At 64.7% G+C, this 24,737-nt stretch carries 21 protein-coding genes and 1 pseudogene; 20 read left to right on the forward strand and 2 right to left on the reverse strand.

Going from position 1 to position 24,737, the window contains the following annotated elements; translation table 11 throughout:
• The 17 genes and pseudogenes from cydB to prsR all read left to right on the forward strand — a co-directional run bounded on the left by cydB (position 1) and on the right by prsR (position 21,053).
• Positions 1 to 1,143: a cytochrome d ubiquinol oxidase subunit II gene (cydB, locus tag CKO40_RS08895; RefSeq protein ID WP_207173512.1), complete on the forward strand. Its 1,143-nt coding sequence runs from the start codon at positions 1 to 3 to the stop codon at positions 1,141 to 1,143.
• A 103-nt stretch (positions 1,144 to 1,246) separates the two neighbouring features.
• Entirely contained in the window at positions 1,247 to 1,387 is a 141-nt protein-coding gene (gene cydX / locus CKO40_RS08900) for a cytochrome bd-I oxidase subunit CydX (RefSeq protein ID WP_200345850.1), read from the forward strand.
• A gap of 143 nt (positions 1,388 to 1,530) precedes the next feature.
• Positions 1,531 to 2,340, forward strand: a complete 810-nt coding sequence (locus tag CKO40_RS08905) for an SDR family oxidoreductase (protein ID WP_338074152.1) — start codon at positions 1,531 to 1,533, stop codon at positions 2,338 to 2,340.
• 145 nt (positions 2,341 to 2,485) lie between these two features.
• A complete protein-coding gene (locus tag CKO40_RS24275) occupies positions 2,486 to 3,613 on the forward strand; it encodes a transketolase (RefSeq protein ID WP_242476925.1) in 1,128 nt (375 codons plus the stop codon).
• Positions 3,610 to 4,638 carry a transketolase family protein gene (locus CKO40_RS08920; protein WP_207173514.1) on the forward strand — a complete coding sequence of 343 codons (1,029 nt, stop codon included), beginning with the start codon at positions 3,610 to 3,612 and terminating at the stop codon, positions 4,636 to 4,638. Before CKO40_RS24275 ends, CKO40_RS08920 begins: the two co-directional genes overlap by 4 nt.
• A 242-nt stretch (positions 4,639 to 4,880) precedes the next feature.
• A complete protein-coding gene (locus tag CKO40_RS08925) occupies positions 4,881 to 5,372 on the forward strand; it encodes a DUF29 domain-containing protein (protein ID WP_200345851.1) in 492 nt (163 codons plus the stop codon).
• Positions 5,369 to 6,622 (forward strand): RuBisCO large subunit C-terminal-like domain-containing protein, encoded by a 1,254-nt coding sequence (locus CKO40_RS08930; protein WP_200345852.1) that lies wholly within the window; start codon positions 5,369 to 5,371, stop codon positions 6,620 to 6,622. The genes CKO40_RS08925 and CKO40_RS08930 overlap by 4 nt, the downstream gene beginning before the upstream one ends.
• A 219-nt stretch (positions 6,623 to 6,841) precedes the next feature.
• On the forward strand, positions 6,842 to 7,720 hold the full coding sequence (locus tag CKO40_RS08935) for a hypothetical protein (RefSeq protein ID WP_200345853.1): 879 nt from the start codon (positions 6,842 to 6,844) through the stop codon (positions 7,718 to 7,720).
• A 502-nt stretch (positions 7,721 to 8,222) separates the two neighbouring features.
• Entirely contained in the window at positions 8,223 to 10,892 is a 2,670-nt protein-coding gene (aceE, locus tag CKO40_RS08940) for a pyruvate dehydrogenase (acetyl-transferring), homodimeric type (RefSeq protein WP_200345854.1), read from the forward strand.
• Between the two features lie 228 nt (positions 10,893 to 11,120).
• Positions 11,121 to 11,288 (forward strand): annotated as a pseudogene (locus tag CKO40_RS25325) (biotin/lipoyl-containing protein); the annotation flags it as partial.
• A 456-nt stretch (positions 11,289 to 11,744) separates the two neighbouring features.
• On the forward strand, positions 11,745 to 13,190 hold the full coding sequence (locus CKO40_RS08950) for a dihydrolipoyllysine-residue acetyltransferase (protein ID WP_242476931.1): 1,446 nt from the start codon (positions 11,745 to 11,747) through the stop codon (positions 13,188 to 13,190).
• Positions 13,191 to 13,434: 244 nt separating this feature from the next.
• Positions 13,435 to 13,905 carry a DUF29 domain-containing protein gene (locus tag CKO40_RS08955; protein WP_200345855.1) on the forward strand — a complete coding sequence of 157 codons (471 nt, stop codon included), beginning with the start codon at positions 13,435 to 13,437 and terminating at the stop codon, positions 13,903 to 13,905.
• 28 nt (positions 13,906 to 13,933) lie between these two features.
• Positions 13,934 to 14,491 carry a Uma2 family endonuclease gene (locus CKO40_RS08960; protein WP_200345856.1) on the forward strand — a complete coding sequence of 186 codons (558 nt, stop codon included), beginning with the start codon at positions 13,934 to 13,936 and terminating at the stop codon, positions 14,489 to 14,491.
• 120 nt (positions 14,492 to 14,611) lie between these two features.
• On the forward strand, positions 14,612 to 16,042 hold the full coding sequence (lpdA, locus tag CKO40_RS08965; protein WP_200345857.1) for a dihydrolipoyl dehydrogenase: 1,431 nt from the start codon (positions 14,612 to 14,614) through the stop codon (positions 16,040 to 16,042).
• Positions 16,043 to 16,148: 106 nt separating this feature from the next.
• Entirely contained in the window at positions 16,149 to 17,540 is a 1,392-nt protein-coding gene (locus CKO40_RS08970) for a TIGR03013 family XrtA/PEP-CTERM system glycosyltransferase (protein ID WP_200345858.1), read from the forward strand.
• 30 nt (positions 17,541 to 17,570) lie between these two features.
• Positions 17,571 to 19,637 carry an XrtA/PEP-CTERM system histidine kinase PrsK gene (gene prsK, locus CKO40_RS08975; RefSeq protein ID WP_200345859.1) on the forward strand — a complete coding sequence of 689 codons (2,067 nt, stop codon included), beginning with the start codon at positions 17,571 to 17,573 and terminating at the stop codon, positions 19,635 to 19,637.
• Positions 19,638 to 19,712: 75 nt separating this feature from the next.
• Positions 19,713 to 21,053 carry a PEP-CTERM-box response regulator transcription factor gene (prsR, locus tag CKO40_RS08980; RefSeq protein WP_420827373.1) on the forward strand — a complete coding sequence of 447 codons (1,341 nt, stop codon included), beginning with the start codon at positions 19,713 to 19,715 and terminating at the stop codon, positions 21,051 to 21,053.
• A 15-nt stretch (positions 21,054 to 21,068) separates the two neighbouring features.
• Here the strand turns inward: prsR and CKO40_RS08985 are convergent, their stop codons facing one another.
• Both CKO40_RS08985 and CKO40_RS08990 read right to left on the reverse strand, forming a co-directional pair.
• Entirely contained in the window at positions 21,069 to 21,653 is a 585-nt protein-coding gene (locus tag CKO40_RS08985; RefSeq protein WP_200345861.1) for a PilZ domain-containing protein, read from the reverse strand.
• Between the two features lie 249 nt (positions 21,654 to 21,902).
• A complete protein-coding gene (locus CKO40_RS08990; protein WP_200345862.1) occupies positions 21,903 to 22,691 on the reverse strand; it encodes a S1 family peptidase in 789 nt (262 codons plus the stop codon).
• Between the two features lie 349 nt (positions 22,692 to 23,040).
• Between CKO40_RS08990 and CKO40_RS08995 the strand changes: the two genes are divergently transcribed.
• From CKO40_RS08995 to CKO40_RS09005, 3 genes are all read left to right on the forward strand, one after another.
• Complete coding sequence (locus CKO40_RS08995) at positions 23,041 to 23,415, forward strand: hypothetical protein (RefSeq protein ID WP_200345863.1); 375 nt, start codon at positions 23,041 to 23,043, stop codon at positions 23,413 to 23,415.
• A 99-nt stretch (positions 23,416 to 23,514) separates the two neighbouring features.
• Entirely contained in the window at positions 23,515 to 23,766 is a 252-nt protein-coding gene (locus CKO40_RS09000; RefSeq protein WP_200345864.1) for an HPr-rel-A system PqqD family peptide chaperone, read from the forward strand.
• A complete protein-coding gene (locus CKO40_RS09005) occupies positions 23,763 to 24,734 on the forward strand; it encodes an HprK-related kinase A (protein ID WP_200345865.1) in 972 nt (323 codons plus the stop codon). The genes CKO40_RS09000 and CKO40_RS09005 overlap by 4 nt, the downstream gene beginning before the upstream one ends.
• Positions 24,735 to 24,737 lie beyond the last annotated feature (3 nt).

Genomic DNA, 24,737 nt, shown 5'->3' on the forward strand with positions numbered 1-24,737 from the left:
ATGATCGTCGATTACGAAGTCCTCAAGCTCATCTGGTGGCTGCTCGTTGGCGTGCTGTTCATCGGCTTCGCCGTGACCGATGGGATGGATATGGGCGTCGGCACCCTGTTGCCGTTCCTCGGCAAGGGTGACGACGAGCGTCGCGTCATCATCAATACCATCGGCCCGCACTGGGACGGTAATCAGGTCTGGCTGATCACCGCCGGCGGCGCGATCTTCGCCGCCTGGCCCTTGGTCTATGCCACCGCCTTCAGCGGCTTCTACTTCGCGATGCTCTTGGCGCTGTTCGCGCTGTTCTTCCGGCCAGTCGGATTCGACTATCGCAACAAGATCCAGGACAAACGTTGGCGCGGCGCCTGGGACTGGGGCCTGTTCATCGGCGGCGCGGTGCCGGCGCTGGTGTTCGGCATCGCGTTCGGCAACCTGCTCCAAGGGGTACCGTTCCATCTCGACGAGCTGCTGCGGCCGTACTACACCGGGAGCTTCTTCGCGCTGCTGAACCCGTTCGCGCTGCTGGCCGGGCTGATCAGCTTAGGGATGCTGACGATGCACGGGGCGATCTGGCTGCAGTTGCGCACCGGCGAGCCGATCGCCGGGCGCGCCAAGGAGTGGGCGCGGAAGATCGGGCTTGCGACCATCGTCGGCTTCGCGCTGGCCGGGATCTGGCTGACCCTGTTCGTCGACGGCTACAAGGTGGTCAGCATGCCGCCGCTCGATGCGATCTCGAACCCGCTCACCAAGGAGGTCGTCGTCGACCCCTACGGCTGGCTCACCAACTATAAGCAGTACCCGCTCACGCTCCTGTTTCCGATCCTCGGCTTCGCCGGGCTCGGCTTCGCGGTCTCGTTATCGATGCGTGATCGGGCCGGGCTCGGCCTGATCATGAGCGGACTCGGCATCACCGGCATCATCATGACCGCCGGCGCCGCGATGTTCCCGTTCATCATGCCCTCGAGCAGCAACCCCAACAGCAGCCTGATCGCCTGGGACGCGACCTCCAGCCATCTGACGCTGACGGTGATGTTCTGGGCCGCGGTGATCTTCATCCCATTGATCCTGGCCTATACCACCTGGACCTATGTAAAGATGTGGCGCCGGGTTACGGTCGAGGAGATCCGCTCCCAGGACACGCTGGCGTACTGACGCATCCAACGAGCACAACCTGAGACGGCACCCCATCCGAGATGCGCTCCGGTGGGGTGCCGGCAACCCGCTCAACAGGCTCTCTCTATCGAGGAATCAGCTCATGTGGTACTTCGCCTGGATACTCGGCGTCCTGCTCGCGGTCGCCTTCGGCATCATCAACGTCATGTGGTACGAGTCCGAGCAATGCCTCGGCGACCCGGGAGATGATCCACAACGCGACCAAGATCAGCTCTCGGCCTGAGGCGTCCCAGCCGATCGATATCACCCACCCTGAGCCGAAGGCGCTGAATCGCTTGGCGCTTTCGGCTCCGCGATCGCAAAACCGCATTTCGCCCGCTCCTTCGTTTGAGCTAGGCTAGCGTTTTGATTCCATTAGGACCCGCTGTGACCGACCCGATCCAGGACTACCAACCCCGCCCCGACCTCCTGCAAGACCGCGTGATCCTGATCACCGGTGCCGCCGAAGGCATGGGACGGGCGCTCGCGCTGGAGTGCGCCCGCCACGGCGCGACCGTGATCCTGAGCGGCTTCCGCGAGAAGGCGCTCGAGTCCGTCTACGACGCCATCACCGAGGCCGGCGGACCCGAGCCGGCCAGCCTGCCGCTCGATCTGGACAAGGCCGACGAGCAGCTGATGCTCGGCATCGCCACCACATTAGGCGACGAGTTCGGCCGGCTCGACGGCCTGGTGCATACGGCCCAGTACATCCCGTTCCTGAGCCGGATCGACGACTACGACGCCGACCAGTGGAGCAAGGTGCTGCGCATCAACCTCACCGGCCCCTTCCTGCTGACCCAAGCCTGCCTGCCGCTGTTGCGCTCGGCCGAGGCGGCCTCGGTGGTGTTCCAGGCGGACCGGGTCGGCCGCCGCGCGCTCGCCTACTGGGGCGCCTTCGCCACGGCGATGTCCGGTATCGAGGCCCTGATGCAGACCCTCGCCGAAGAGACCGAGGCCAGCAGCCGCATCCGTGTCAACAGCCTCGACCCCGGCCCCTTGCGCACCGCGCAGCGGCGCGAGCTCTATCCGGCCGAGGACCCGAACACCGTGCCCAAGCCCGAGCAGCTCACCGACGCCTTCCTCTACCTGCTCGGCCCGGATTCGCGCGGGATCACCGGACAGGCCTTCAGCGCCCGCCCGGCGTCCGCCGATGCGAATCGGGATGCAGCGAGCGAGGCGGAGACGGCGCTCCCATGAATGAGCCAACGCCCGCGCTGCTGCCCGTGCACAGGCCCCCGCCCCTATCTGGGCCTCTGCCTGGGCCCCTGCCTGCGCCCCTGCCTGGGCCCCTGACTGTGACCAGGCCCGCGCATCCCGAGCCCGGCAGGACGGCAACACCGGCATGACTGACTCAGCACCGACGCCCGCCGCATCCGCTCAGGCGGCGCCAACCCTGGCCGTCGCAACCGTCGCGGATCGCATCCGGCGCCGCGTGCTCGAGCACACCTTGCGCAACAACGGCGGTTACCTGAGCCAGGCCTGTTCGGCCGCCGAGATCCTGGCGACGCTCTACCTGCGGGTGATGCGGCTCGGCCCGAGCCAAGGCCCGGCCGTGCCGCGGCCATTCGCCGGGGTGCCCTCGGCCGCGAACCCGGATGCGTTCACCGGCGCCGACTACAACGGGCCCAAGCATCCGGACCTCGACCGCTTCATCTTCTCACCGGTGCACTACGCGCTGGTCCTGTACTCGCTGCTGATCGAGCTCGGCCGGCTCGGCCCCGATGCCCTGGAGCAGTTCAACCAGGACGGCAGCACCGTCGAATTGATCGGTGCCGAGCACTCGCCCGGCCATGAGGTCACCGCCGGCTCGCTCGGGCAGGCGCTGAGCCAGGCCGGCGGCATCGCGCTCGCCCGCCGTCTGCGCGGTGAGCGCGGCCGGGTCTGGGTCTTCATGTCCGACGGTGAATTCCAAGAGGGCCAGACCTGGGAGGCCTTCGCGGCGCTCGCCCATCACCGCATCGGCAATCTCGGTGTGTACATCGATGCCAATGCCCAGCAGTGCGATGGCGCGATGGCCGATGTGATGACCATCGAGCCGCTCGCCGAGCGCCTGCGCGCGTTCGGCGCCGAGGTCCACGAGGTCGACGGCCATGACCCCGACGCCTTGGCCGCACCGGCGCGCGCGCGCCTGCGCCTGGCTGGCGATCCTCGAGTGCAGGCATCCGATGAGACACCACGCCAGCCTCCAGTCGACGCCTTGGGCCAGACCGAGTCGCAACCGCCTGAGCCAGCCGCAGTGCCAACCGCAGTGCCAGCCATAGGACCAACCGCAGGACCGGCCACCGGGCCGGCAGCCGAACCCGCGGCCGCCGATCGCCCGCTGGTCGTGATCGCCCGCACCGATCCCTGTCGCGGTATCGATCTGCTGCGCGCGCGCGCCCCTAAGCTGCATTTCCTGCGCTTCAAATCGGCCGACGAGCACGATGCCTACGAGGACCTGCTCGAGCACTGGCAGGACGACGCCTCATGATCGAGACCGTCACCCGCCCGCATCGCGCCAACCTGATCCGCTTCGGCGAGCAGCACCCAGCGGCATTGGTGCTCGGCGCCGATCTGACCTCGTCCTGCGAGGCCGACGGCTTTCGCGATCGCTACCCGGAGCGCTTCTTCTCGTTCGGGATGGCCGAGCAGAACATGCTCGGTTTCGCGGCCGGGCTCGCGCGCGAGGGCTTCCTTCCCTACATCCACACCTTTGCGGTGTTCATCACCCGGCGCCCGTTCGACCAGCTCGCGATGAGCATCGGCTATCCGAACCTGCCGGTGCGGCTGATCGGCTTCCTGCCCGGGATCACGACGCCGGGCGGCGTGACCCACCAGGCGATCGACGACATTGCGTTGCTACGCGCGATCCCGAACATGACCATCCTCGAGGCCGGTGACGCGACCGAGGTCGAATCGATGCTCGATTGCGCGCAGGCGATCGACGGGCCGGTCTACGTGCGCCAGCTGCGCGGCGAGGTCCCGCGGCTGTTCCCGGCCGATGAGCCGCTGCGGCTCGGTCAGGCGCGTGTGCTGAGCCAGGGTCCAGAGCCAGACCTCGCGGTGATCAGCAGCGGCATCTGCACCGAGGAGGCGATGCGCGCCGTCCCGGCATTACAGGCCCAAGGGGTCTCGGTCACGCACCTGCACGTCTCGACCCTGAAGCCATTCGACGACCCGCAGCTCATCGACGCGATCGCCCAGGCCCGCCATGGCGCGATCGCGATCGAGAACCACAGCGTCATCGGCGGGCTCGGCAGCGCCCTTGCCGAGCAGCTCGCCGAGCAGGGTATCGGCAAGCGACTGCTCCGGCTTGGATTGCGCGATACCTATGCGCACGGCGCCAGCAAGCCCTACCTGATGCGCGAGTACGGGCTCGATGCGCTGGCGCTGGTGCGCGCCGCCGAGCGCCTGATCGGCGCATCACTCGACATCGATGCGGATCATTTGGCGGAGGTTGATGTCGAGAATGGATCTCAGCCCTTGGCCAAGGCTGACAAGAGCGAGGATCTCTAATGAGGCTCTCTGGACAAGCCGATCAGCTTCGGCATGTAAGGCGATTTCTGTCAAAGCTCATACCGCCTTGCTGGTCTTTTCGCTCGCCTTCTTCGTCGCGCCGCCGGTCACATAGCCCGGCTATGCTCCCGGCGACGCTCCTCGAAGGCAAACGAAAATCCTGCGCAATTCGGTACGAGCTTTTCCGGCAATCGCCTAAAATTGAGCGACAATGATTCGCTCTGAACCGGAAGCGTGCCGCTATGACCGATGCACAAGCGCTCTATCAAACCGACTATGCCACATGGGCGAAGCAGCAGGCAGCGCTTCTCCGCGCGCGGCGCTTCACCGAGCTCGATATCGAACACCTGATCGATGAGCTCGGCGACATGGGCAAGAGCGAGCGCCGCGAGCTCGAGAGCCGGCTACTGATCTTGCTGGCCCATCTGCTCAAATGGGAATACCAGTATCGAACGCTCTCCGAGCGATGGCGCGAGTTCAGAGGAGACAGCTGGCGGTCAACGATCGTTGAGCAGCGCAAACAGCTCGGCGTGCTGTTGCGACGCGCGCCTGGACTCAAATCGGCGCTCGACGACACGATCCTGTCGACCTACACGGACGCCGTCGATCTCGCGACTAAGGAGACGGGCTTGTCCATTGAGACCTTCCCGAGCCGCTGCCCCTACACGAGGGATCAGGTGCTGGACGATGACTTCTACCCGAGCCTCGACGGGCACTCGCCGAAGTCGACTTGAGTAGCGCCAAACCGCCTCTTGCCCTCAGCGGTGAGCGCTTCACCGCCGTCTACCGGCTCGCCGTCGACGCGGCCGAGGTCGAGGCGCGCGCCCGCGCGATCGGCCTCGAGCAGACGGTCGAGTTCCCGGACGCATTGATCCCGAGCGACGCGATCCGCGAGCAGATCGTCGGCGAGATCGCGGCGATTACGCCCTGTGCCCGCGCGGACGGCGGCAGCGGCTTCGAGGTCAGTCTCCGCTATCCGGTCGAGGCCGCCGGCAGCGAGCTCACGCAGTTGCTGAACGTGCTGTTCGGCAATGTCGCCTTGCAGCCTGGGGTGCGGCTGCAGCGCATCGAGCTGCCACCAGCGCTGCTGGATGGGTTCCGTGGCCCGCGCTTCGGCATCGCCGGACTGCGGCGGGCGCTCGCTTCCGCGCTCGCCCCCGATGCCCTCCATCCCACACGCACACCACCCGAGGCGGCCAAAGCATCCTCGACACCACCACAGCGGCCGCTGCTGTGCACGGCCTTGAAGCCGATGGGTCTGTCCCCGAGCGAGCTCGCCGAGCTCGCCTACCGGCTCGCGCTCGGCGGGATCGATCTGATCAAGGACGACCACGGCCTCGCCGATCAGCCCTTCTGCCGCTTCGACGAGCGTGTCGCCCGCTGCGCCGAGGCCGTGCACCGGGCCAATCAGGAGACCGGCGGCCACAGCCTCTACCTGCCCAATGTCACCGCTCCGGCGACAGCGGTCGTGGCCCGGGCCCAACGCGCCAAGGCCGAGGGCGCTGGCGGCCTGCTGTTCTGCCCCGGTCTCGCCGGCCTGGATACGATGCGCGCGCTCGCCGACGATGACGCGCTCGCGCTGCCGATCCTGAGCCATCCGGCGCTGCTTGGCGGCCTCGCCATCAACCCCGGCACCGGCATCGCGCACGGTCTGCTGTTCGCCACCCTACTGCGCCTCGCCGGCGCCGACGCCACCATCTTCCCGCACAGCGGCGGGCGCTTCACCTTCACCGCCAGCGAATGCCAGGAGATTGCCGACGCCGCGCGGGCCTCGCTCGGGACACTCCAGCCGATCTGGCCGGTCCCGGCCGGCGGCATGCGATTGGCGCGCGTGCCCGAGCTGGTCGAAAGCTATGGGTCCGACAGTATCTTCCTAATCGGCGGCGACCTGCATGCCGGCCCCGATCTGGTCGAACGCTGCCAGGCGTTCCGCGCGCTGGTCGAGCGCAGCGCTGATGGCTCCGTTATTGATAGACATCAATGACAGCTGTCGGCGCGCGGCGAACGGAAGTGATGAAGGTTGCTGCTTCACTATTTTCTTATAAACTAACGAGCGTTCTGCCAGCTCTCCGCGGGCCGGAATGATTCCAAGCCCGGGAAGCGCAGCACCGCCGCCGCGCCACGATAACAACACCATAACGCTGCCGGCAGAACCGCTTGTGAAGCCCATCCGTTTCAAAATCACTGAGTGGAAAGAACCAATATGAAACGTCTTACCCTGTCCGTGTCAGCCGTAACGCTGGCCCTTGCGTCCATGAGCGCCGCCGCCTGGTGGGCGGGCCCCTACCATGGCGCTCCCTACGGCGCTCCAGCCCCCTCGCCCGAGCAGCTGCAACAGATGGCCGAGCAGCAACGCGAGGCGGCGATCAAGCGGATGGAAACGCAGCGCGAGGCAATAGCGTCGCGCCGCACAGCGCTGCCGCAGCCGCCTGCCTTCGCGAGCAACGAACGGATGCCACAGATACCCGGCTTCGGCCAGCGCCCGGAGATCCCGGCGAGGCCCGCCTTCGGTGAACGCCCCGAGATCCCAGAGAGGCCAGCAATGCCCGCCTTCGGTGAACGCCCCGAGATCCCAGAGAGGCCAGCAATGCCCGGCTTCGGCGAGCGCCCCGAAATGCCGGCCCTGCCCGATATCCCGAGCTTCGGTCAGACCCCCGAGCGCCCGCCAATGCCCGACATGCCGGCGTTCCCGAAACCGGATTACCCCGAGCTCGGAATGCCTGAGCTGCCCTCAGTGCCGGGCTATTCAGTGCCGGGCTATGACGAGCTGCCGGCCATGCCGGACGCACCGCTCAGCGCCGAGGAGCTGAAAGCGGAGCGCGAGGCCCATCGCGCCGCGATGCAGAAACAAGCGGCCGAGCGGCGTGCCGCGATGCAAGCGATCTCCGAGCAGCGCCGCGCGCTCGCCGAGCAGCGGCGCCACGATTGGCTTTGCAGCCGCCAGCCAATGAGCCCGCGTGCCTATGCGCGGTTTGCCGACGAATGCAGCCCGAGCGAGCCTGAGAGCAAGGCTGACGCCGATAAGCGCGAGTCGGCCGAGAAGACCGCCGATACGACGCCCGCGGCGAGCAAGGCCGGCTGATCCGCCGGTCAGGCCCCAGCGCACGACGCCCCCGCCCGAGTGCGGGGGTCCGTGTTACCCCCGAGATGGCAGATCGCTCGCCTGCTCGAGGGGCTGTTGGCTCAAAGCAGCCCGGTAAGCACGCATCGCAGCGGAGGTCGTCTCATAGCCTTCGAGAAACCGCGCAAGCAGTGCCGGTTCCAAGCCTGGCAGCACCTCGCTGTCGGCTGCAGGGGATGCAGCATAGACTGTCCCACGCATCGCTGCCATGCGCCGGTCGCGCGGTCGTGCCCCCTGCGGCCGCCGATTCTGCGCAGACTCAACCCGCGCGAGCCTGAACCGATACCCAAGGTCGCGTTCTCGCAGCCCGCTCTCACACAGGCGCAACGCGAGCGCATCAGCGCGACTCAATAATCAGTATTTGCCAATTCACTGTGGCTCGGTTAGGTTTGCGGGCTTTCGCCATGTTGCCCAGTTGCTGCGCCCGCGCTTGCGGTGATGCGCCCGCGCCCTAGGAAACGCCATGCCCAACAAGCCCGACATCGATCCCCAAGAGACCCAGGAGTGGCTCGAGTCCCTCGATGCCGTGCTCGAGAACGAGGGCATCGAGCGCGCGCATTATCTGCTCGAGCGCCTGACCGACAAGGCGCGCCGCTCCGGCGCCTATCTGCCGTTCAGCGCCAACACCGCCTATGTGAACACCATCCCGATGCAGAAGCAGGAGCGCTTTCCGGGCGACCGCGCGATGGAGCGCCGTATCCGCTCGTTCGTGCGCTGGAACGCGATGGCGATGGTGGTCCAAGCCAACCGGCTGTCGTCCGAGCTCGGCGGGCACATCTCGTCGTTCGCCTCCAGCGCGACGCTCTATGACATCGGCTTCAACCACTTCTTCCATGCCCGCAGCAAGGACCACGGCGGCGATCTGGTCTTCATGCAGGGCCACTCGGCGCCCGGCATCTATGCCCGCGCTTTCCTCGAAGGGCGGCTGAGCGAGGAGCAGCTCTACAACTTCCGCCAGGAGGTCGACGGACCGGGGCTGTCGTCCTATCCGCATCCCTGGCTGATGCCCGGCTTCTGGCAATTCCCGACCGTGTCGATGGGGCTCGGCCCGATCATGGCGATCTACCAGGCCCGCTTCATGCGCTACCTGAGCGATCGCGGCATCGTCAACACCGAGGGGCGCAAGGTCTGGACCTTCCTCGGCGACGGCGAGATGGACGAGCCGGAATCGCTCGGTGCGATCTCGCTGGCGGCGCGCGAGCGGCTCGACAACCTGGTGTTCGTCGTCAACTGCAACCTGCAGCGCCTCGACGGCCCGGTGCGCGGCAACGGCAAGATCATCCAGGAGCTCGAGGCGCTGTTCCGCGGCGCCGGCTGGAACGTGATCAAGGTGATCTGGGGCAGCTACTGGGACCCGCTGCTCGCGCGCGACAACCAGGGCTTCTTGCTCAAGCGCATGGAGGAATGCGTCGACGGCGACTATCAGGCCTACAAGGCCAAGGGCGGCGCCTACACCCGCGAGCATTTCTTCGGCAAGTATCCGGAGCTGGCCGACATGGTCGCCAACATGACCGATGAGGACATCTGGCGACTCAACCGCGGCGGTCACGACCCGGTCAAGATCTTCAACGCCTATGCGGCCGCGCTGCGCACCGAGGGTCAGCCGACGGTGATCCTGGCGAAGACGGTCAAGGGCTACGGCATGGGCGTCGCCGGCGAGGGGATGAACATCACCCACTCGCAGAAGAAGATGGGCGAGACCGCGCTCAAGGCCTTCCGCGACCGCTTCAACATCCCGATCTCGGACGAGCAGATCGGCGCCGCGCCGTTCTACAAGCCGGCCCCGGACAGCCCCGAGCTCAAGTACCTGCACGAGCGCCGCGAGGCCCTCGGCGGCCATCTGCCGGCGCGCTTCGATGATGCGCCGGCGTTGGAAATCCCAGGGCTCGACGCCTTCTCGCAGCTGCTCGAGGGCAGCGGCGAGCGCGAGATGTCGACGACCATGGCGATGGTCCGGCTGATGACGATGATCATCCGCGACAAGGCCATCGGCAAGCTGGTGGTGCCGATCGTCCCGGACGAGGCCCGCACCTTCGGCATGGAGGGGATGTTCCGCCAGCTCGGCATCTACTCGCACGTCGGCCAGCTCTATGAGCCGGTCGACTCCGACCAGGTGATGTACTACCGCGAGGAGAAGAACGGCCAGATCCTGCAGGAAGGGATCAACGAGGCCGGCGCGATGTCGTCTTGGATCGCCGCCGCCACCGCCTACGCCAACCACGGCCAGGCGATGATCTCGTTCTATATCTACTACTCGATGTTCGGCTTCCAGCGCGTCGGCGACCTGATCTGGGCCGCCGGCGACATGCAGGCGCGCGGCTTCCTGCTCGGCGGCACCGCCGGGCGCACCACGCTGGCCGGCGAGGGCTTGCAGCACCAGGACGGGCACAGTCATCTGGCCGCCGCGACCATCCCGAACTGCGTCAGCTACGACCCGGCCTTCGCCTACGAGCTCACCGTCATCGTCCAGGACGGCATGCGCCGGATGTACGCCGAGAAGGAGAACTGCTTCTACTACATCACGGTGATGAACGAGAACTACCCGCAGCCGGCGATGCCCGAGGGCGTCGAGGACGGGATTCGGCGCGGGATCTATCGGCTGCAGACGGCCGAAGCGATCGGGGCCAAGGACTCGGCGCCGCGCGTGCAGCTGCTCGGCAGCGGCACCATCCTGCGCGAGGTCCAGGCCGCGGCCCACCTGCTGGAGAGCGATTTCGACGTCGCCGCCGATGTCTGGAGCGTCACCAGCTTCAACGAGCTGCGCCGCGACGGGATCGATTGCGAGCGCTGGAACCTGCTGCACCCGGAGGAGACCCCGCGCACCGCCTATGTGACCGAGCAGCTCGCCGCCAGCGAAGGGCCGATCGTCGCCGCGACCGACTACACGCGCGCCTATCCCGACCAGATCCGGCCCTATCTGCCGCGCCGTTACAGCGTGCTCGGCACCGATGGCTTCGGCCGCAGCGACATGCGCAGCCAGCTGCGCAAGTTCTTCGAGGTCAACCGCTGGTATGTCGCGATCGCTGCGCTCAAGGCGCTCGCCGACGACGGCGCGCTGCCGGCCGCCCGCGTGCGCGAGGCGATCGAGAAGTACCGGATCGATCCGGACAAGCCGAATCCGGTGACGCAATGAGCACCTGGCGTGCCAGTGAAGAAGGCCCTCGTTCAGTGCGGCCCTGGGCAATCCAACCCCGTGCAACGCGATCGCACGCGCCCGTGCGCCGAGCTAGGGTGCGCAGGATTGCGACAGCGAGCCGCGCAACGGTGCATCTTGCGATAACGCGTCATGCCAAGGCGCTGACCCCGCTGCACCGCTGCGGCAACCCCTCAACGCGCACCGTCGGGAACAGGAGATAGCTGCGTGGCAACGGTAGAAGACGTCCTGCTTCCCGACATCGGCGATTTCGCCGATGTCGAGATCATCGAGATCCTGGTCAGCACCGGCGATCAGGTCGAGCCCGAGCAGTCGCTGCTGACGCTCGAGAGCGACAAGGCGACGATGGAGATCCCATCGCCGGTCGGCGGCACGGTCGAGGCGATCGATGTCGCGGTCGGCGACCGCGTCAGTCAGGGCCAGCGACTGATGCAGGTCGCGACCGATGCAGCCGGCGGCGACAGCGACCAGACTGGTGCCGATGCCGATACTGATGCCGGCTCTGGCTCCGACTTCAGCTCCGCGACTGCCGCGAGCAGATCTGCCGGCCGTGCTGATGCCGGGCATGCCGCGCCTGATACGGCGGCGGGCCAGGCCCAAGCAAGCGGCTCCGGCTCCGGTTCAGGCTCAGGCGCTAAGGACGCAGCGCAGGCTCAGGCGACAACCGACAAGCGCCACGGCGCTGCCCAAGACAGCGATCGACAGCCAGGCGGCCAGCAGCACGACCATCAGCCCACACCGGCTGGCGCTTCCGGCAAGCACGGCGCACCCGCTGCGACCGCGGCCGGGGCCGATGACAGCGCCGAGGGCGGCGAGCCGATCGAGGTCCGGCTGCCCGATGTCGGCGATTTCGCCGACATCCCGGTCATCGAGATCCTGGTCGGCGAAGGTGACCCGGTCGACGTCGACCAATCCATCGTCACGCTCGAGAGCGACAAGGCGACGATGGAGATCCCGTCACCGGCCGCCGGCACGGTCGAGACGGTCCATATCCAGACCGGTGACAAGGTCAACCAGGGCTCGCTCCTGCTGACCCTGCACGGAACCGCCGATCAGCGCAAAGCGTCCGCCAGCGGCGACACGCCCTCGGCCGAGGAAGCGGAAGCGGCGCAAGCGCCGGCCGCGACCTCGAAGGCTGGAGCAACCGGCGCCGCGGCCGGAGCAAGTGCCGGGACCGGAGCCAGCTCAGGAACCAGTTCAGGAACCGGCACGGGCGCTGCAGGTGGTGCGGGTGCCGAGGCCGGCGCTGCAACGCAGCCGGACGCGAGCACCGCGCCGGCGTCAGAGCGCGTGCCCGGCGAGGCCGAGCGCCGCAAGGCCCCGGTCCTGCCGCGCCCGGCCGACATGCAGGCGATCGCCGCGGGCCGCACCCCGCACGCGAGCCCGGCGGTACGCCGCTTCGCGCGCGAGCTCGGCGTCGATCTCACGCAGGTCAAGGGCAGCGGCCGCAAGGGACGCATCCTCAAGGACGATGTGCAAGCGTTCGTCAAGAAGGCGCTCTCGGCCGGCGGCGCGCCAGCCCCGTCCGGCGGGCTGCCGTTCCAGCTCCCGGCCGCGCCCGAGGTCGATTTCAGCAAGTTCGGCGCGACCGAGACCCAGCCGCTCGCACGGATCAAGAAGCTCAGCGGCACCCACCTGCACCGCGCCTGGCTGACCGTCCCGCACGTCACCCAGTTCGACGAGGCCGACATCACCGAGCTCGAGGCCTTCCGCAAGGGCCAGAAGCAGGCCGCCGAACAGGCCGGGGTCAAGCTCACCTTCATGCCGTTCCTGATGAAGGCGGTCGCCGCGGCGCTGGCGCAGATGCCGACGCTCAAGGCCTCGCTCGCGCCCGACGGCGAGCACCTGATCCTCAAGCACTACACCCACATCGGCGTCGCGGTGGACACCCCGAACGGGCTAGTGGTGCCGGTGATCCGCGACGTCAACAAGAAGGGCCTGTTCGAGATCGCCCGCGAGCTGATGGCCGTCAGCGGCAAGGCGCGCGACGGCAAATTGCTGCCCGGCGACATGCAGGGTGGCGTGTTCAGCATCTCGAGCCTCGGCGGCATCGGCGGCACCGCGTTCACCCCGATCGTCAACGCCCCCGAGGTCGCGATCCTTGGCGTCTCGCGCACCGAGACCAAGCCGGTCTGGAACGGCGACAGCTTCGAGCCAAGGCTGATGCTGCCGTTGTCGCTCTCCTACGATCACCGGGTCGTCGACGGGGCCGACGGCGTGCGCTTCACGACCCTGCTCGCGAGCCTGCTCGGGGATATCCGTCGGCTGCTGTTATAGCCAGTCCGCTTGGTCGGCCGACACAATCGGCCGAACAGCTCAGCGTTTGCGAGCCTACCCCGCCGAGAGCCCGAACGGGCCGCCAGACGACCACGCGACGCAAGTGGCGCTTGTCGCGTCGCGACAGAAAGGCTAGGCTGCGCGCGCAGAGTATGCCGACACTGATGATTTACAACGGGTTTTCATTACCGCAACGGCCCTTTTCCGGTACGCTGACTGCAGACAGGGCCGAGCGAGGCACCTGATGCACACACTGAGCAAGCTGTACGAGCTGGACTATTCGGCCTGGGCGGCACAAACGGCCGAGCTGCTCCGCCAAGGGCGCTTCTCGGAGCTGGACCTGGAGCACCTGATCGAGGAGTTGGGCGACATGGGCAAGAGCCAGCGGCACGAGCTCGTCAGCCGGCTGCGCGTGCTGCTCGCCCATCTGCTGAAATGGCAGTTCCAGTATCGGCGCCTGTCCGAACGCTGGGCGGAATTCGAAGGCAAGCGCTGGCGCAACACGCTCATCGAGCAACGGCTTGCCCTTGGCTACCTATTGGAAGAACATCCCGGACTCAAGGGTCAACTGAACCAGGCCATCGGCAAGGCCTACGGCCAGGCCGTCGAGCTTGCGGCTCGCGAGTCGGAGCTGTCTGTCGAGACCTTCCCGGTCTCCTGTCCCTATACTCAGGCAGAGATCCTCGATGCAGACTTCTATCCCGACATCGAGTAGGCATTGCCAAGAGCGTCCCGACCAAGACATGAGCTCAGGACTCCCCAACGCCCACTGCTGGTCACGATTCGAATACGAGCGCATCGTCGATGCGGGCGGATTCAGCGCTGATGCACGCGTCGAATTGCTGGATGGCGAAATCATCGACATGAGCCCACAGAAGAGCGCTCACGCAACGGCGGTTGGCCTGGTCGAGGACGTGCTGCGCGGCTGCATTGACGAGGGCTATCACATCCGCAGTCAAAAGCCGCTGGCCCTCGATGACCGATCCGAGCCCGAGCCCGACATCGCGGTGGTGCCCGGCCGGCTTCGCGACTATGCGGACAGACATCCGGATACCGCGCTTCTGATCGTCGAGGTTGCCGACACCAGCCTTGCCTACGATCAGGTCAGTAAGGCGCTGGCCTATGCGCGCAACGGCATTGCCGACTACTGGATCCTGAATCTGAGGGATCGAGCACTCGAGGTCTGCCGTGAGGCAGATGATCGAGGATATGGACAACGACGGCTGATCGATGCCCGCGGACATGTCACACCACTGGTCGCCCCGCAGTGCGTCATTCGCGTCGATGATCTGCTGCCCTAGACAGTCCGCGCTACAGAGATACCGACGCCTCACGCCCAACCAGCCTGTCGTGAGGCGACACCTCCTGTTCACGACCCGCCCGTTCACAACCCGCCCTTTCTCAACCTAATGGAAGTCCCGATGAGCGACACCGCTCCGAATCATGAAATCAATGCCCAGGTCGTCGTCCTCGGCGCCGGCCCGGGCGGCTATACGGCCGCGTTTCGCGCCGCCGACCTCGGCCTGCGCACGGTGCTGATCGAGCGCTATCCGACCCTCGGCGGCGTCTGCCTCAATGTCGGCTGCATCCCATCGAAGGCCCTGCTGCACACCGCGCAGATCATCGAGGAGACCAAGACCATGGGCGCAATGGGTGTCACCTTCGCCCCGCCCGAGATCGACCTCGACAAGATGCGCGCGGGCAAGGACAAGGTGGTGAAGAAGCTCACCACCGGTCTCAGTGGCATGGCCAAGCAGCGCCAGGTCGAGGTGGTCCAGGGCACCGGTCGTTTCGAGGGCCCGAACCGCATCCTGGTCGAGAGCCGCGAGGGCAAGACCGCGGTCGGTTTCGACCAGTGCATCATCGCGGTCGGCTCCAGCCCGATCCGCATCCCCGGCTTCCCGCACGATGATCCGCGCGTGATGGACTCGACCGGCGCGCTCGAGATCGCCAGCATCCCGGAGCGGATGCTGGTGGTCGGCGGCGGCATCATCGGCCTCGAGATGGCCAGCGTCTATGCCGCCCTCGGCACCAAGATCGATGTCGTCGAATTGCAGGGCCAGCTGATGCCCGGTGCCGACAAGGACCTGGTGCGCGCCTTCCAGAAGGTCGTCAAGAAGCGCTACGACCACATCTGGCTCGAGACCAAGGTCGCGACCATGAACGCCAGCTCCCAGGGCATCGATGTCGCCTTCGAGGGCAAGCACGCCGGCGAGGCCCGCTACGACAAGGTCCTGGTCGCGATCGGCCGCCGTCCCAACGGCAAGCAGATCAACGCCGAGGCCGCCGGCGTCAAGGTCGACGAGCACGGCTTCATCAAGACCGATCAGCACATGCGCACCAATGTGCCGACCATCTTCGCGATCGGTGATGTCGTCGGCGGGCCGATGCTCGCGCACAAGGCCACCCACGAGGGCAAGGTCGCCGCCGAGGTCATCGCCGGCGAGCCGGCGCTGTTCGACCCGATGACCATCCCGTCGGTCGCCTACACCGACCCCGAGGTCGCCTGGATGGGCCTGACCGAGGTCGAGGCCGAGGCCAAGGGCATCGCCCACGAGAAGGGCGTCTTCCCCTGGGCCGCCAGCGGCCGCGCCCTCGGCATCCACCGCGACGAGGGCCTGACCAAGCTCTTGTTCGACCCCGAGAGCAAGCGCATCCTCGGCGCCGGCATCGTCGGCCCCAACGCCGGCGAGCTGATCGGCGAGACCGTGCTCGCGCTCGAGATGGGCGCCGACATGGAGGATCTGGGCATGACCATCCATCCGCACCCGACCCTGAACGAGACCATCGGCCTCGCCGCCGAGATGGCGCACGGGACCATCACCGACCTGATGCCGCCGAAGAAGCGCTGATGGTTTAGGTCCGTCGCCAGTTGGGTTTCTGCAATGGTGGTTGTTGTACCGCTGCAATAGTACACTTGACGCGCGAGCACGCCAGCCTTGCAGGAGAACTCACCCCTTGCAACTCTTCGGGCACCACATTTCGCGCCGGACGATCTATCTGGCAGGGATCGAGATCCTCATCATTGCCTGCTGCATGCAGTTCGCTTTGATGGTGATTACGGGCAACGCCCTCCAGGAGGGTCTTCTGCTCGGTCAGAACATTGCACTCGCAACATTCACGGTACTGGTGATGGAGACGATGGGTCTCTATGACCGCGAGGTACACGCCCAGCTCGGCACCCAAGGCATCGATGACGTGATACGGCTTGTCGTGTCGATGTTGCTGGCTCTCGCTGCAGTTGAGTTGCTTGGACCCTGGATTCCGCTGGACTTTCCCAAGCTTGAGGCCTTAACCATTGGTATCGGTCTAGCCTTCGTAGTCATCGTCGGCGAGCGCCAAATCTACCGCAGCATTAGCAATAGGGAGGCCTTTGCACATCGCATCCTCGTGCTTGGATCAGGACGCCGGGCCATGGCATTACAGACGTTTAACACCCATGCCCACCGACCTTACAAAGTGGTGGCCTTCGTCGCGATCGAGCAAAGGGAACACTGTGACGTACCGGAAAACCATAGGATCGCATTGGAGCCAGGCCAAACCCTGCTCGGTCTTGCTCGCAGTACACATGCCGAGGAGATCGTCGTTGCCATTCGGGACCGCCGTGGCGTCTTGCCGGTCCGCCAGTTGCTCGAATGCAAGCTCCAAGGGATCACCGTGACCGATGTCTCTTCGTTCTTTGAACGTGAACATCAGCGACTGGAGCTAGAATCCATGAACACGAGCTGGCTTGTCTTCGGAAACGGTTTCCGCCAAAGCTGGTTTGGCAATCTCATCAAACGCACGTTCGATCTGTTTTTGAGCTTGGTGATACTCGTGATCAGCCTGCCCGTGATGCTGATTACGGCCGTCGCGATCCGTCTCGACAGCCCGGGCCCGGTCCTGTACTGGCAAACCCGCGTCGGCCGCGGCAACAGACCGTTCGAGATCTGCAAGTTTCGCAGTATGAGCCAAAATGCGGAACAAGACGGAAAGCCACAGTGGGCGGCCAGTAACGACCAGCGGGTCACGCGCGTTGGTCGCGTCATCCGCAAGCTTCGCATCGACGAGCTACCGCAGATCATCAACGTCCTCAAGGGCGAGATGTCGTTCATCGGGCCGCGTCCGGAGCGGCCGATCTTCGTCGATCAGCTCAGCAAACAGATCCCCTACTTCTTGGCACGGCACAGTATCCGCCCCGGCATCAGCGGCTGGGCCCAGGTGCGCTATCCCTATGGCGCATCCGTACAGGACGCAAAGGAAAAGCTCCAGTACGACCTCTACTACGTCAAGAACCACACCCTATTCTTGGATATCCTGATCATACTGGAGACGGTCAAGGTCGTACTCTTCGGCCGTGGCGCCCGCTAGCATCTCGCGTGCGAGACCCAACGCCGGCCAATGCCCGTCACCGCAATCAGTTATCTCGGCGCCGCGCTTGCTTACCTACTCCTCGCAGTATTGGTCCTGACGCGCTGGCGCCAGCGTCCAAGCAGTGCTTGGATGCTGACGGCGAGCCTGCTGACGGCCGCTTGGGCGCTCTATCTCGCCTTACTCTCTTGGCGATTCAACAACGACGCGGCGATCACCGCAGGCCTCTTCGAGGTTGGCCGAAACGCGGGCTGGTTCGCTCTTCTACTGGCGATACTCGCATCGGTCGGGGGCAGCACCGAGACTGACCAGAGCGCCGAAGACTCAACGAATACGAAGGCCATTCGCACCTGGGTCGGTTCGATCACCGGTTTCGTTCTCTCGGTCACTCTGCTCTTCGTCCTTCCTCCTGCCCTTGCCGGGGTTCCGCTTTGGCGCAGTCTGGCCATCCTGGCGATGGCCGTCGTCGGGCTGATCCTGGTCGAGCAGGTCTACCGCAACACGCCGCCGCAACGCCGTTGGCAGATCAAGTTCCTCTGCCTCGCGCTCGGCGGCCTATTCGCCTTCGATCTCTTTCTGTATGCCGATCTAGTCCTGTTTCAGAACCTCGACAGCCCAACATGGCAGGCACGGGGCATCGTCAGCGCGCTGGTCGTCCCGTTACTCGGCATTGCATTCAGCCGTCGCCTGGCACAGCCAGGCCAAACCCTCGTCTCCCGTAATCTGCTGTTTCATACGACGGCATTGATGGGGAGTGGGCTCTACCTGCTGGCCGTCGGCATCGCGGCCTACTTCCTGCGCCAGGTACGGGGTGATGTCGGCACATTGCTGCAGATCGGTTTCCTGTTCGGGGCGATCGTGCTGCTGGCGCTCGTACTCTTCTCGGGTAGCGTCAGAGCCCGACTGCGCGTTTTTCTATCGAAGCATTTCTTCCATTACAAATACGACTACCGTGAGGAATGGCTGCGCCTCACCGGCATGCTATCGGGTGAGGATCAGGCGATACCCTTCCATGAACGCTGCGTCGGCGCCATCAGCGAGCTGGTCGAGAGCTCGGGAGGCATCCTGTGGGTGCGTCGCGACGATGGACGCTATCAGATCGAAGGCGCATTGAATCTAGGCGAACCGGCTTACCCGCCAGAGAGTCCGACCGAACCGCTGGTCAGCTTTCTCGACCGCACCAACTGGATCATCGAGCTTGAGGAATACCGTCGCGAGCCAGACTTCTATCACGGCTTGATCCTACCGGACTGGCTTCTCCAAGATCCGCGCCACTGGGCGGTGGTGCCGTTACTCAAGGGTGAGGAGCTGGTGGGTTTCGTCGTCCTCGCGCAGCCACGCGCCCCACACCGCATCGACTGGGAAGAACGCGATCTGCTCAAGACAGCCGGCCGTCAGCTCGCCGTTTACGTCGCCCTCGTGCGAACGCAAGAGGCCCTGCTCGAGGCTCGCCAGTTCGAGGCATTCCATCGTCTCGCCGCCTACTTGGTACACGATCTCAAGAACGTGTCCGCCCAGCTCTCACTGATCTGCTCCAACGCCGAAAGACATCGCGATAATCCAACCTTCATCTCCGACGCGTTCGAGACGATTGCCAATGCCCGCGACCGGCTCGAACGAACCCAGGCCAACCTGCGCCATGTGCAACCGCAAGGGCCGAGCGTGCCGCAGCAGACCGTCGCCCTGCGCGATCTCTTGACAGAGGTGATCACCGAAAGCCAGGACGAACGGCCAACCCCGACGCTTGAGGTCAAGCAACCGATTGAGCTCAAGATCGATCGCGACGGCCTCAAGAACATCATCCAGCACTTGGTCCGCAACGCCCAGCAAGCGACAGCCGAGAACGGCTGGGTTAAGCTGATCCTCGATGCCGAAGACGACTGGATTCGCATCCTCGTCGAGGATAACGGTTCAGGGATGGACGAAGAGTTTCTCCGACGACGGCTGTTCCGGCCCTTCCAGACCACCAAGGGCAATGCCGGCATGGGCATCGGGCTCTACGAGGCGCGCGATCGGATTATCCGCATGGGCGGTCGTATCGATGTCCAAAGCCGGGTCGGCAAAGGGACTCTCTTCACGTTGCGGTTGCCGCGATAACCGTTGGCAGCAGTCCTTGTCTTTTCTCGTTCATACACTTACCGAATCGCGATGGACTCTCCCGACAAATACGCCATGAAACTGCTCATCGTCGAAGACGACAGCGGCTTGCAGAGCCAGCTCCGCTGGTGCTTCGACGGTTATGAGGTTCTCCTCGCCGAGGATCGCTCGAGCGCAATGACCCAGGTTCGCAGACATCAGCCTCAACTGGTGACGCTTGACCTTGGCCTACCACCTGATCCAGCCAACGCGACCGAGGGCCTCGCCCTCCTCGAGGAGATCCTAGCGACGACACCAGAGACCAAGGTGATCGTGGTCACCGGCAATGATGACCGGGCCAATGCCCTTAAAGCGGTCAGCCTCGGCGCCTATGACTTCTACATCAAGCCCGTCGATGCCGAGGCGCTGCGGTTGATCGTGGATCGAGCCGCACACCTGTTCGAGCTCGAGGCCGAAAATCGCAAGCTCGCGCGCGAGAGCGCCTCTCCGCTCCAAGGTCTCATCACCTCCGACCCGGGCATGCTCAAGATCTGCCGCATGATCGAACGCGTTGCGCCCTCGGATGCGACCGTCCTGCTCCTAGGTGAAAGCGGTACCGGCAAGGAGGTCCTCGCCCGCGCGCTGCACCAGCTCAGCCCACGCAGCAAAGGCCCTTTCGTCGCGATCAACTGCGCCGCGATCCCGGAGAACCTGCTCGAAAGCGAGCTCTTCGGCTATGAGAAGGGCGCCTTCACCGGTGCAACACGACAAACCATCGGCAAGATCGAGCACGCCGACAAGGGCACCCTGTTCCTCGACGAGATCGGCGATCTCCCGATGAGTCTGCAAGCGAAGCTGCTGCGGTTCCTGCAGGAGCGCGTGGTCGAGCGGCTGGGTGGTCGAACCGAGATCCCGGTCGATATCCGCATCGTTGGCGCGACCAACAAGGATCTTGAGGCACTGATCAAGAGCGGAGACTTTCGAGAAGACCTCTTCTACCGCATCAGCGAGATCGCCATCCATATCCCGCCACTGCGTGAGCGCCAAGGTGACCGGAGCTTGATCGCACACGCGCTGCTCGAGCGTTTCCGCCAAGACCAGCGCAGAACCAACCGCCTCGGTTTCTCGACCGAGGCCCTGCGGGCAATCGAGGCCTACGACTGGCCGGGCAACGTGCGCGAAATGGAGAATCTGATCCGGCGCGCGGTCATCATGGCCGATGGCCCCCTGCTCGAGCCGGACGACCTTGGCTTGGCAGCATCGTCGGATTCTCAAGACCACATCGGCCTCCGCGAGATTCGCGACGCCGCCGAACAGGAAGCGATCATCAAGGCCATGGGCCGGTGTAACGGCAACATCGCCCAGGCCGCCGATCTGCTTGGAATCACCCGGCCAACGCTCTACAACCTGCTCGACAAATACGGCTTTCGCCAATAACCGGTAACCGGGGGTTCAAGCGGCTTCGGGCTGCTCAAGGAAGCGCAAGCCCATCTCCAGACTGTCATTAACGAAGACCACGATGGCATCGCGAATGCCCTTCTCCGGGACAATCACGCGGACCTCTGTTCCAGGAGGGGGCACCTCTGTTTCCTGCACGGCGACGCGCGCACCGCCCAGCGAGATGTCAACCAGGCGACAAGGAAAGGTGAATCCCTGAATCCAGATATCGGTCAACAGGTTCACGATCTTGCGCGGGAAGCGACGCCGATCCGACAGATGCTCGGGCTCGTCGGGGCCGTTCTGGAGGTTCCAGGCTCGGCTTGCATCCCGATGGACCTCATTGGCTGAGAGGGCATAGATCTTCGCCTGCGCACCGGCCTCGACCTGTGGCGCCCCCAAGCGCTCGATGATCGCCGCGACGAATTGTGGCGAAATCTGCCGATACTCGGCATCGGTCGCAAGATCAACACGCAGCTGTTCGTGGATCTTGTCCAACACCTGGAGACGTTGCTCCCAGTTGCCATGCTCGAGCGCTGAGAACCAAAAATCCGCCAGTTCGGCAACCAGTTTCTCCTGATTATCTTCGCCCGTCGACATGGAGCGCCCCCAAGTGTGAGCCTGGACATAGCCCCGGCCAGGAATCTTTAACAACCGTGAGACAACACACCCATCCCCCGAGGCGGTACCTCACAACGAATGTCAGTTAACTATGACCAAGCAAAGATGGGGCCAATTCTAGATTCGACCCTTAACCGATTGATAACAAAAGCGCCTCGCTTAACCGAAGAAAATGCCCAGCGACCGCGCACTGCATTTGTAAAAAAACCTGACACTGACCGCAGGGTTCTACGGTCGCAGATTCTGACCACTCAGCAGATCACGCGCAAAACCGATCGGGATCGCATAGGTGATTCCACTCGGGCGTTCCAGCGCACTCTCCCGCCCTTCCTTGACGAAGACCATATTGATCACGCCCAGCACCTTACCGCTGCCCGGATCGAACAGCGGGCTACCGCTGTTGCCCGGATAGGCCGTCGCGTCCAACTGATAGATATCGTACGGATCGCGCATGCGCCGGATCAGCGACGGCTTCAACTGCTTGCCGGATCGCGCCGGCATCACCACCGGCGCGACGGCGGCAACGATGCCGCGATGCGTAGCAGGAAAAAGTCCCAAAGCTGCACCGATCGGGAAGCCGATGAACGCGATATCCTGGCCTTCACGAACCGACCCAGACCCCGTCAACCGCAATGCCGGCAGCGGCTTGCCCTCGACCCGCAGCAGGGCCAGATCATGCGCCTCGTCCTTCGCGACCGGCCGCGCTGGCCGCACCTGCGCCTTCGGCCCCTCGGCCGGGATCAGCACGGCCAGGAACTCGCGGCGCTCCTTGTTCAGCTGGTCCGGCAGCACATGATGATTGGTGATCACATGGCGCCCATCGGCCACCACGAAGCCCGTGCCGCGCACCTGCGCCCGCGGCTGCCGGGTCTCCTGATAGGTGCCGATGCCGACAACGGAGGGCTTGACCTGCTCGATGGTGGATGGCAAGTCCGCCGCAGAGAGGGTGCCGATGCCTGCTCCCAGCAGGAACGCTGCCGCTAGCAGCCGCCGCGCCAGTCGACGGAACGATTGCATCCGCATTACTCGATCGGTCACTTCATCACCCTCACAAGGAACAGACATTGGCAGACGCGATGGTACACTGAGGTCTCGACTTCGAGGTGACCGAGCGCCAACATTTACGGATTTGTCGACAAACTTGACAGTAGCCGCACGCTGATACATTGTCTGCCTGATCACCGAAGAGCAACAGCTTGATAAATAAAAAAAAACAAAATCGGCGCGAAATTTGCTAGCTTATACAAAAGCATCAACTTCGATTCCCGCCCGACAACGTTTTGGCTCCACTGACGATACAGACAGGATTCAGCCAAGATCAAGATGGAGCGCGGGCTAACCAGGATCAGAGGAGCAACTCAAAGCCATGCATCATGAGCAGCCCAACCAGTCCCAACACCTACCCAACGATCATGCCGAGGCACCAACCGCCAGCGCCCCCCAGGAGCCTGAGATGAGCAAACGGCAATCCCGACGTCGGCTGCTAAAGGCTGCGACGGCGGTCCCCGTCATTTACACGCTGCCAATTGGCGCCTCGGTCGCAGCAAGCTCGACCTGTATCGACAAGGAGGATAACTTCAAGCCGTTGACCGATGAACAAAAACAGGATTTTGCCGATGGAAAATTGAGCCGTGGGCAAGAACTCGACCATAACTACGTCGTTTTCGATGGCAACGATAAGGTTAAGGGGTCTTGTTGGTGTTCGATCAATCCAACGGATACCAATTGCAGCCCAATATAAACTGGCTCAACCTTGAGCAATGAAAGCCCAAGCTAGAAAAATGATCGTCACGGGCGCATTTGCCTGACAGTCACGGGAAGGGGGCGTCCAAACACCTCTATGCAAATTTGCTATCGTCGCCTTGACGACGGCGCGATTATCTTCGATCACCGCACCTGGAAGACCCACGTCTTGACGCCGGCAGCGACCATCATCTATGAAGCCCTCGACGAGATCCGTCCCGCGGATGGCGGCCCCGTCCCGAACGCGGCCGCGCTCGCGTTGCTACAGGAGGATCTCGACATCGAGACCGACACGCCCAGCACCCAACAGCTTCTGCGCATGCTCAGGCATCTCGGCGTCATCGCTTGAAGGAGACAGCCAGCGTGCGCCTGCGCGAGCAACCGCTGCACGCACTCAGCAGACAGGCAGACCGCGGCCGACTCTATCTCGACCAGGGCGCCGCGCGCCTGCGCATCCGCTCATCGGTCAAGGGCTTTATCCGCAACCTGCACCTGCTCTACGGCGCCTTTCCGTACCTGCCCGCCGACACCGGCTTCGCCGACCACCATGTCGAGCTGCGCCGCGGCCGCCGGCTGCGCGCCCTGATCCGCCCGCAATCCCGCTTCCGCACCGACGGCCAGGAGCCTTTCGAGCCCTTCCCGCTGCACGGCGCGCTCCCACTGTTCGAATGGGGCATCAATTGGAGCTTCGCCCAGCGCGCCAATCAATACATCCTGCTCCATTCCGGCGTACTCGCCAGGGCCGACCAAGCCGTCATCATGGCCGCGCCGCCGGGCTCCGGAAAGAGCACCCTCGCCGCGGCCATGATGCTCAGCGGCTTTCGCCTGCTCTCCGACGAGTTCGGCGTGCTCGATCCCAACAGCGGCCAGCTGCTGCCGATGCTCAAACCGGTCGCGCTGAAGAACCAATCCGTCGACGTGATCCGCGCCTTCTCCGATCAAGCCGTCATCGGCCCGCTGTTCATCGGCACCCGCAAGGGCGATGTCGCCCATCTCGCGCCGAACGAGACCAGCACCGACGGCCTGCATCGTCCGGCCCGCCCAGCGCTGGTTATCTTCCCGGCCTTCGAGGCCGGTGCGACCCTCGATTGCCGCCTGATGGCCGGCGAGGATGCCTTCGCGCATCTGGCCTTCAACAGCTTCAATTATCATCTGCTCGGGCCGATCGGTTTCCATGCCGTCGCTGATGTGATCGCCGCCTGCCCGGCCTATAGACTGCGCTTCGGGCAGCTTGAGGCGGCCATCGAGCAGATCCGCTCCCTGCTCGATGAGGCCGATCGCAACACACAGCGCGCAGCACAAGGCCACCCGAAATAAGCC

The organism is Halochromatium glycolicum, from assembly GCF_016584085.1.
GTDB classification, from domain to species: domain Bacteria; phylum Pseudomonadota; class Gammaproteobacteria; order Chromatiales; family Chromatiaceae; genus Lamprobacter; species Lamprobacter glycolicus.

Bases quoted from the DNA above. Each gene is read 5' to 3' on its own strand.
- cydB (WP_207173512.1), top strand. From the start codon at position 1: ATGATCGTCGATTACGAAGTCCTCAAGCTCATCTGGTGGCTGCTCGTT.
- cydX (WP_200345850.1), top strand. From the start codon at position 1,247: ATGTGGTACTTCGCCTGGATACTCGGCGTCCTGCTCGCGGTCGCCTTC.
- CKO40_RS24275 (WP_242476925.1), top strand. From the start codon at position 2,486: ATGACTGACTCAGCACCGACGCCCGCCGCATCCGCTCAGGCGGCGCCA.
- CKO40_RS08920 (WP_207173514.1), top strand. From the start codon at position 3,610: ATGATCGAGACCGTCACCCGCCCGCATCGCGCCAACCTGATCCGCTTC.
- CKO40_RS08925 (WP_200345851.1), top strand. From the start codon at position 4,881: ATGACCGATGCACAAGCGCTCTATCAAACCGACTATGCCACATGGGCG.
- CKO40_RS08935 (WP_200345853.1), top strand. From the start codon at position 6,842: ATGAAACGTCTTACCCTGTCCGTGTCAGCCGTAACGCTGGCCCTTGCG.
- aceE (WP_200345854.1), top strand. From the start codon at position 8,223: ATGCCCAACAAGCCCGACATCGATCCCCAAGAGACCCAGGAGTGGCTC.
- CKO40_RS08955 (WP_200345855.1), top strand. From the start codon at position 13,435: ATGCACACACTGAGCAAGCTGTACGAGCTGGACTATTCGGCCTGGGCG.
- CKO40_RS08960 (WP_200345856.1), top strand. From the start codon at position 13,934: ATGAGCTCAGGACTCCCCAACGCCCACTGCTGGTCACGATTCGAATAC.
- lpdA (WP_200345857.1), top strand. From the start codon at position 14,612: ATGAGCGACACCGCTCCGAATCATGAAATCAATGCCCAGGTCGTCGTC.
- prsK (WP_200345859.1), top strand. From the start codon at position 17,571: ATGCCCGTCACCGCAATCAGTTATCTCGGCGCCGCGCTTGCTTACCTA.
- prsR (WP_420827373.1), top strand. From the start codon at position 19,713: ATGAAACTGCTCATCGTCGAAGACGACAGCGGCTTGCAGAGCCAGCTC.
- CKO40_RS08985 (WP_200345861.1), bottom strand. From the start codon at position 21,653: ATGTCGACGGGCGAAGATAATCAGGAGAAACTGGTTGCCGAACTGGCG.
- CKO40_RS08990 (WP_200345862.1), bottom strand. From the start codon at position 22,691: ATGCAATCGTTCCGTCGACTGGCGCGGCGGCTGCTAGCGGCAGCGTTC.
- CKO40_RS08995 (WP_200345863.1), top strand. From the start codon at position 23,041: ATGCATCATGAGCAGCCCAACCAGTCCCAACACCTACCCAACGATCAT.
- CKO40_RS09000 (WP_200345864.1), top strand. From the start codon at position 23,515: ATGCAAATTTGCTATCGTCGCCTTGACGACGGCGCGATTATCTTCGAT.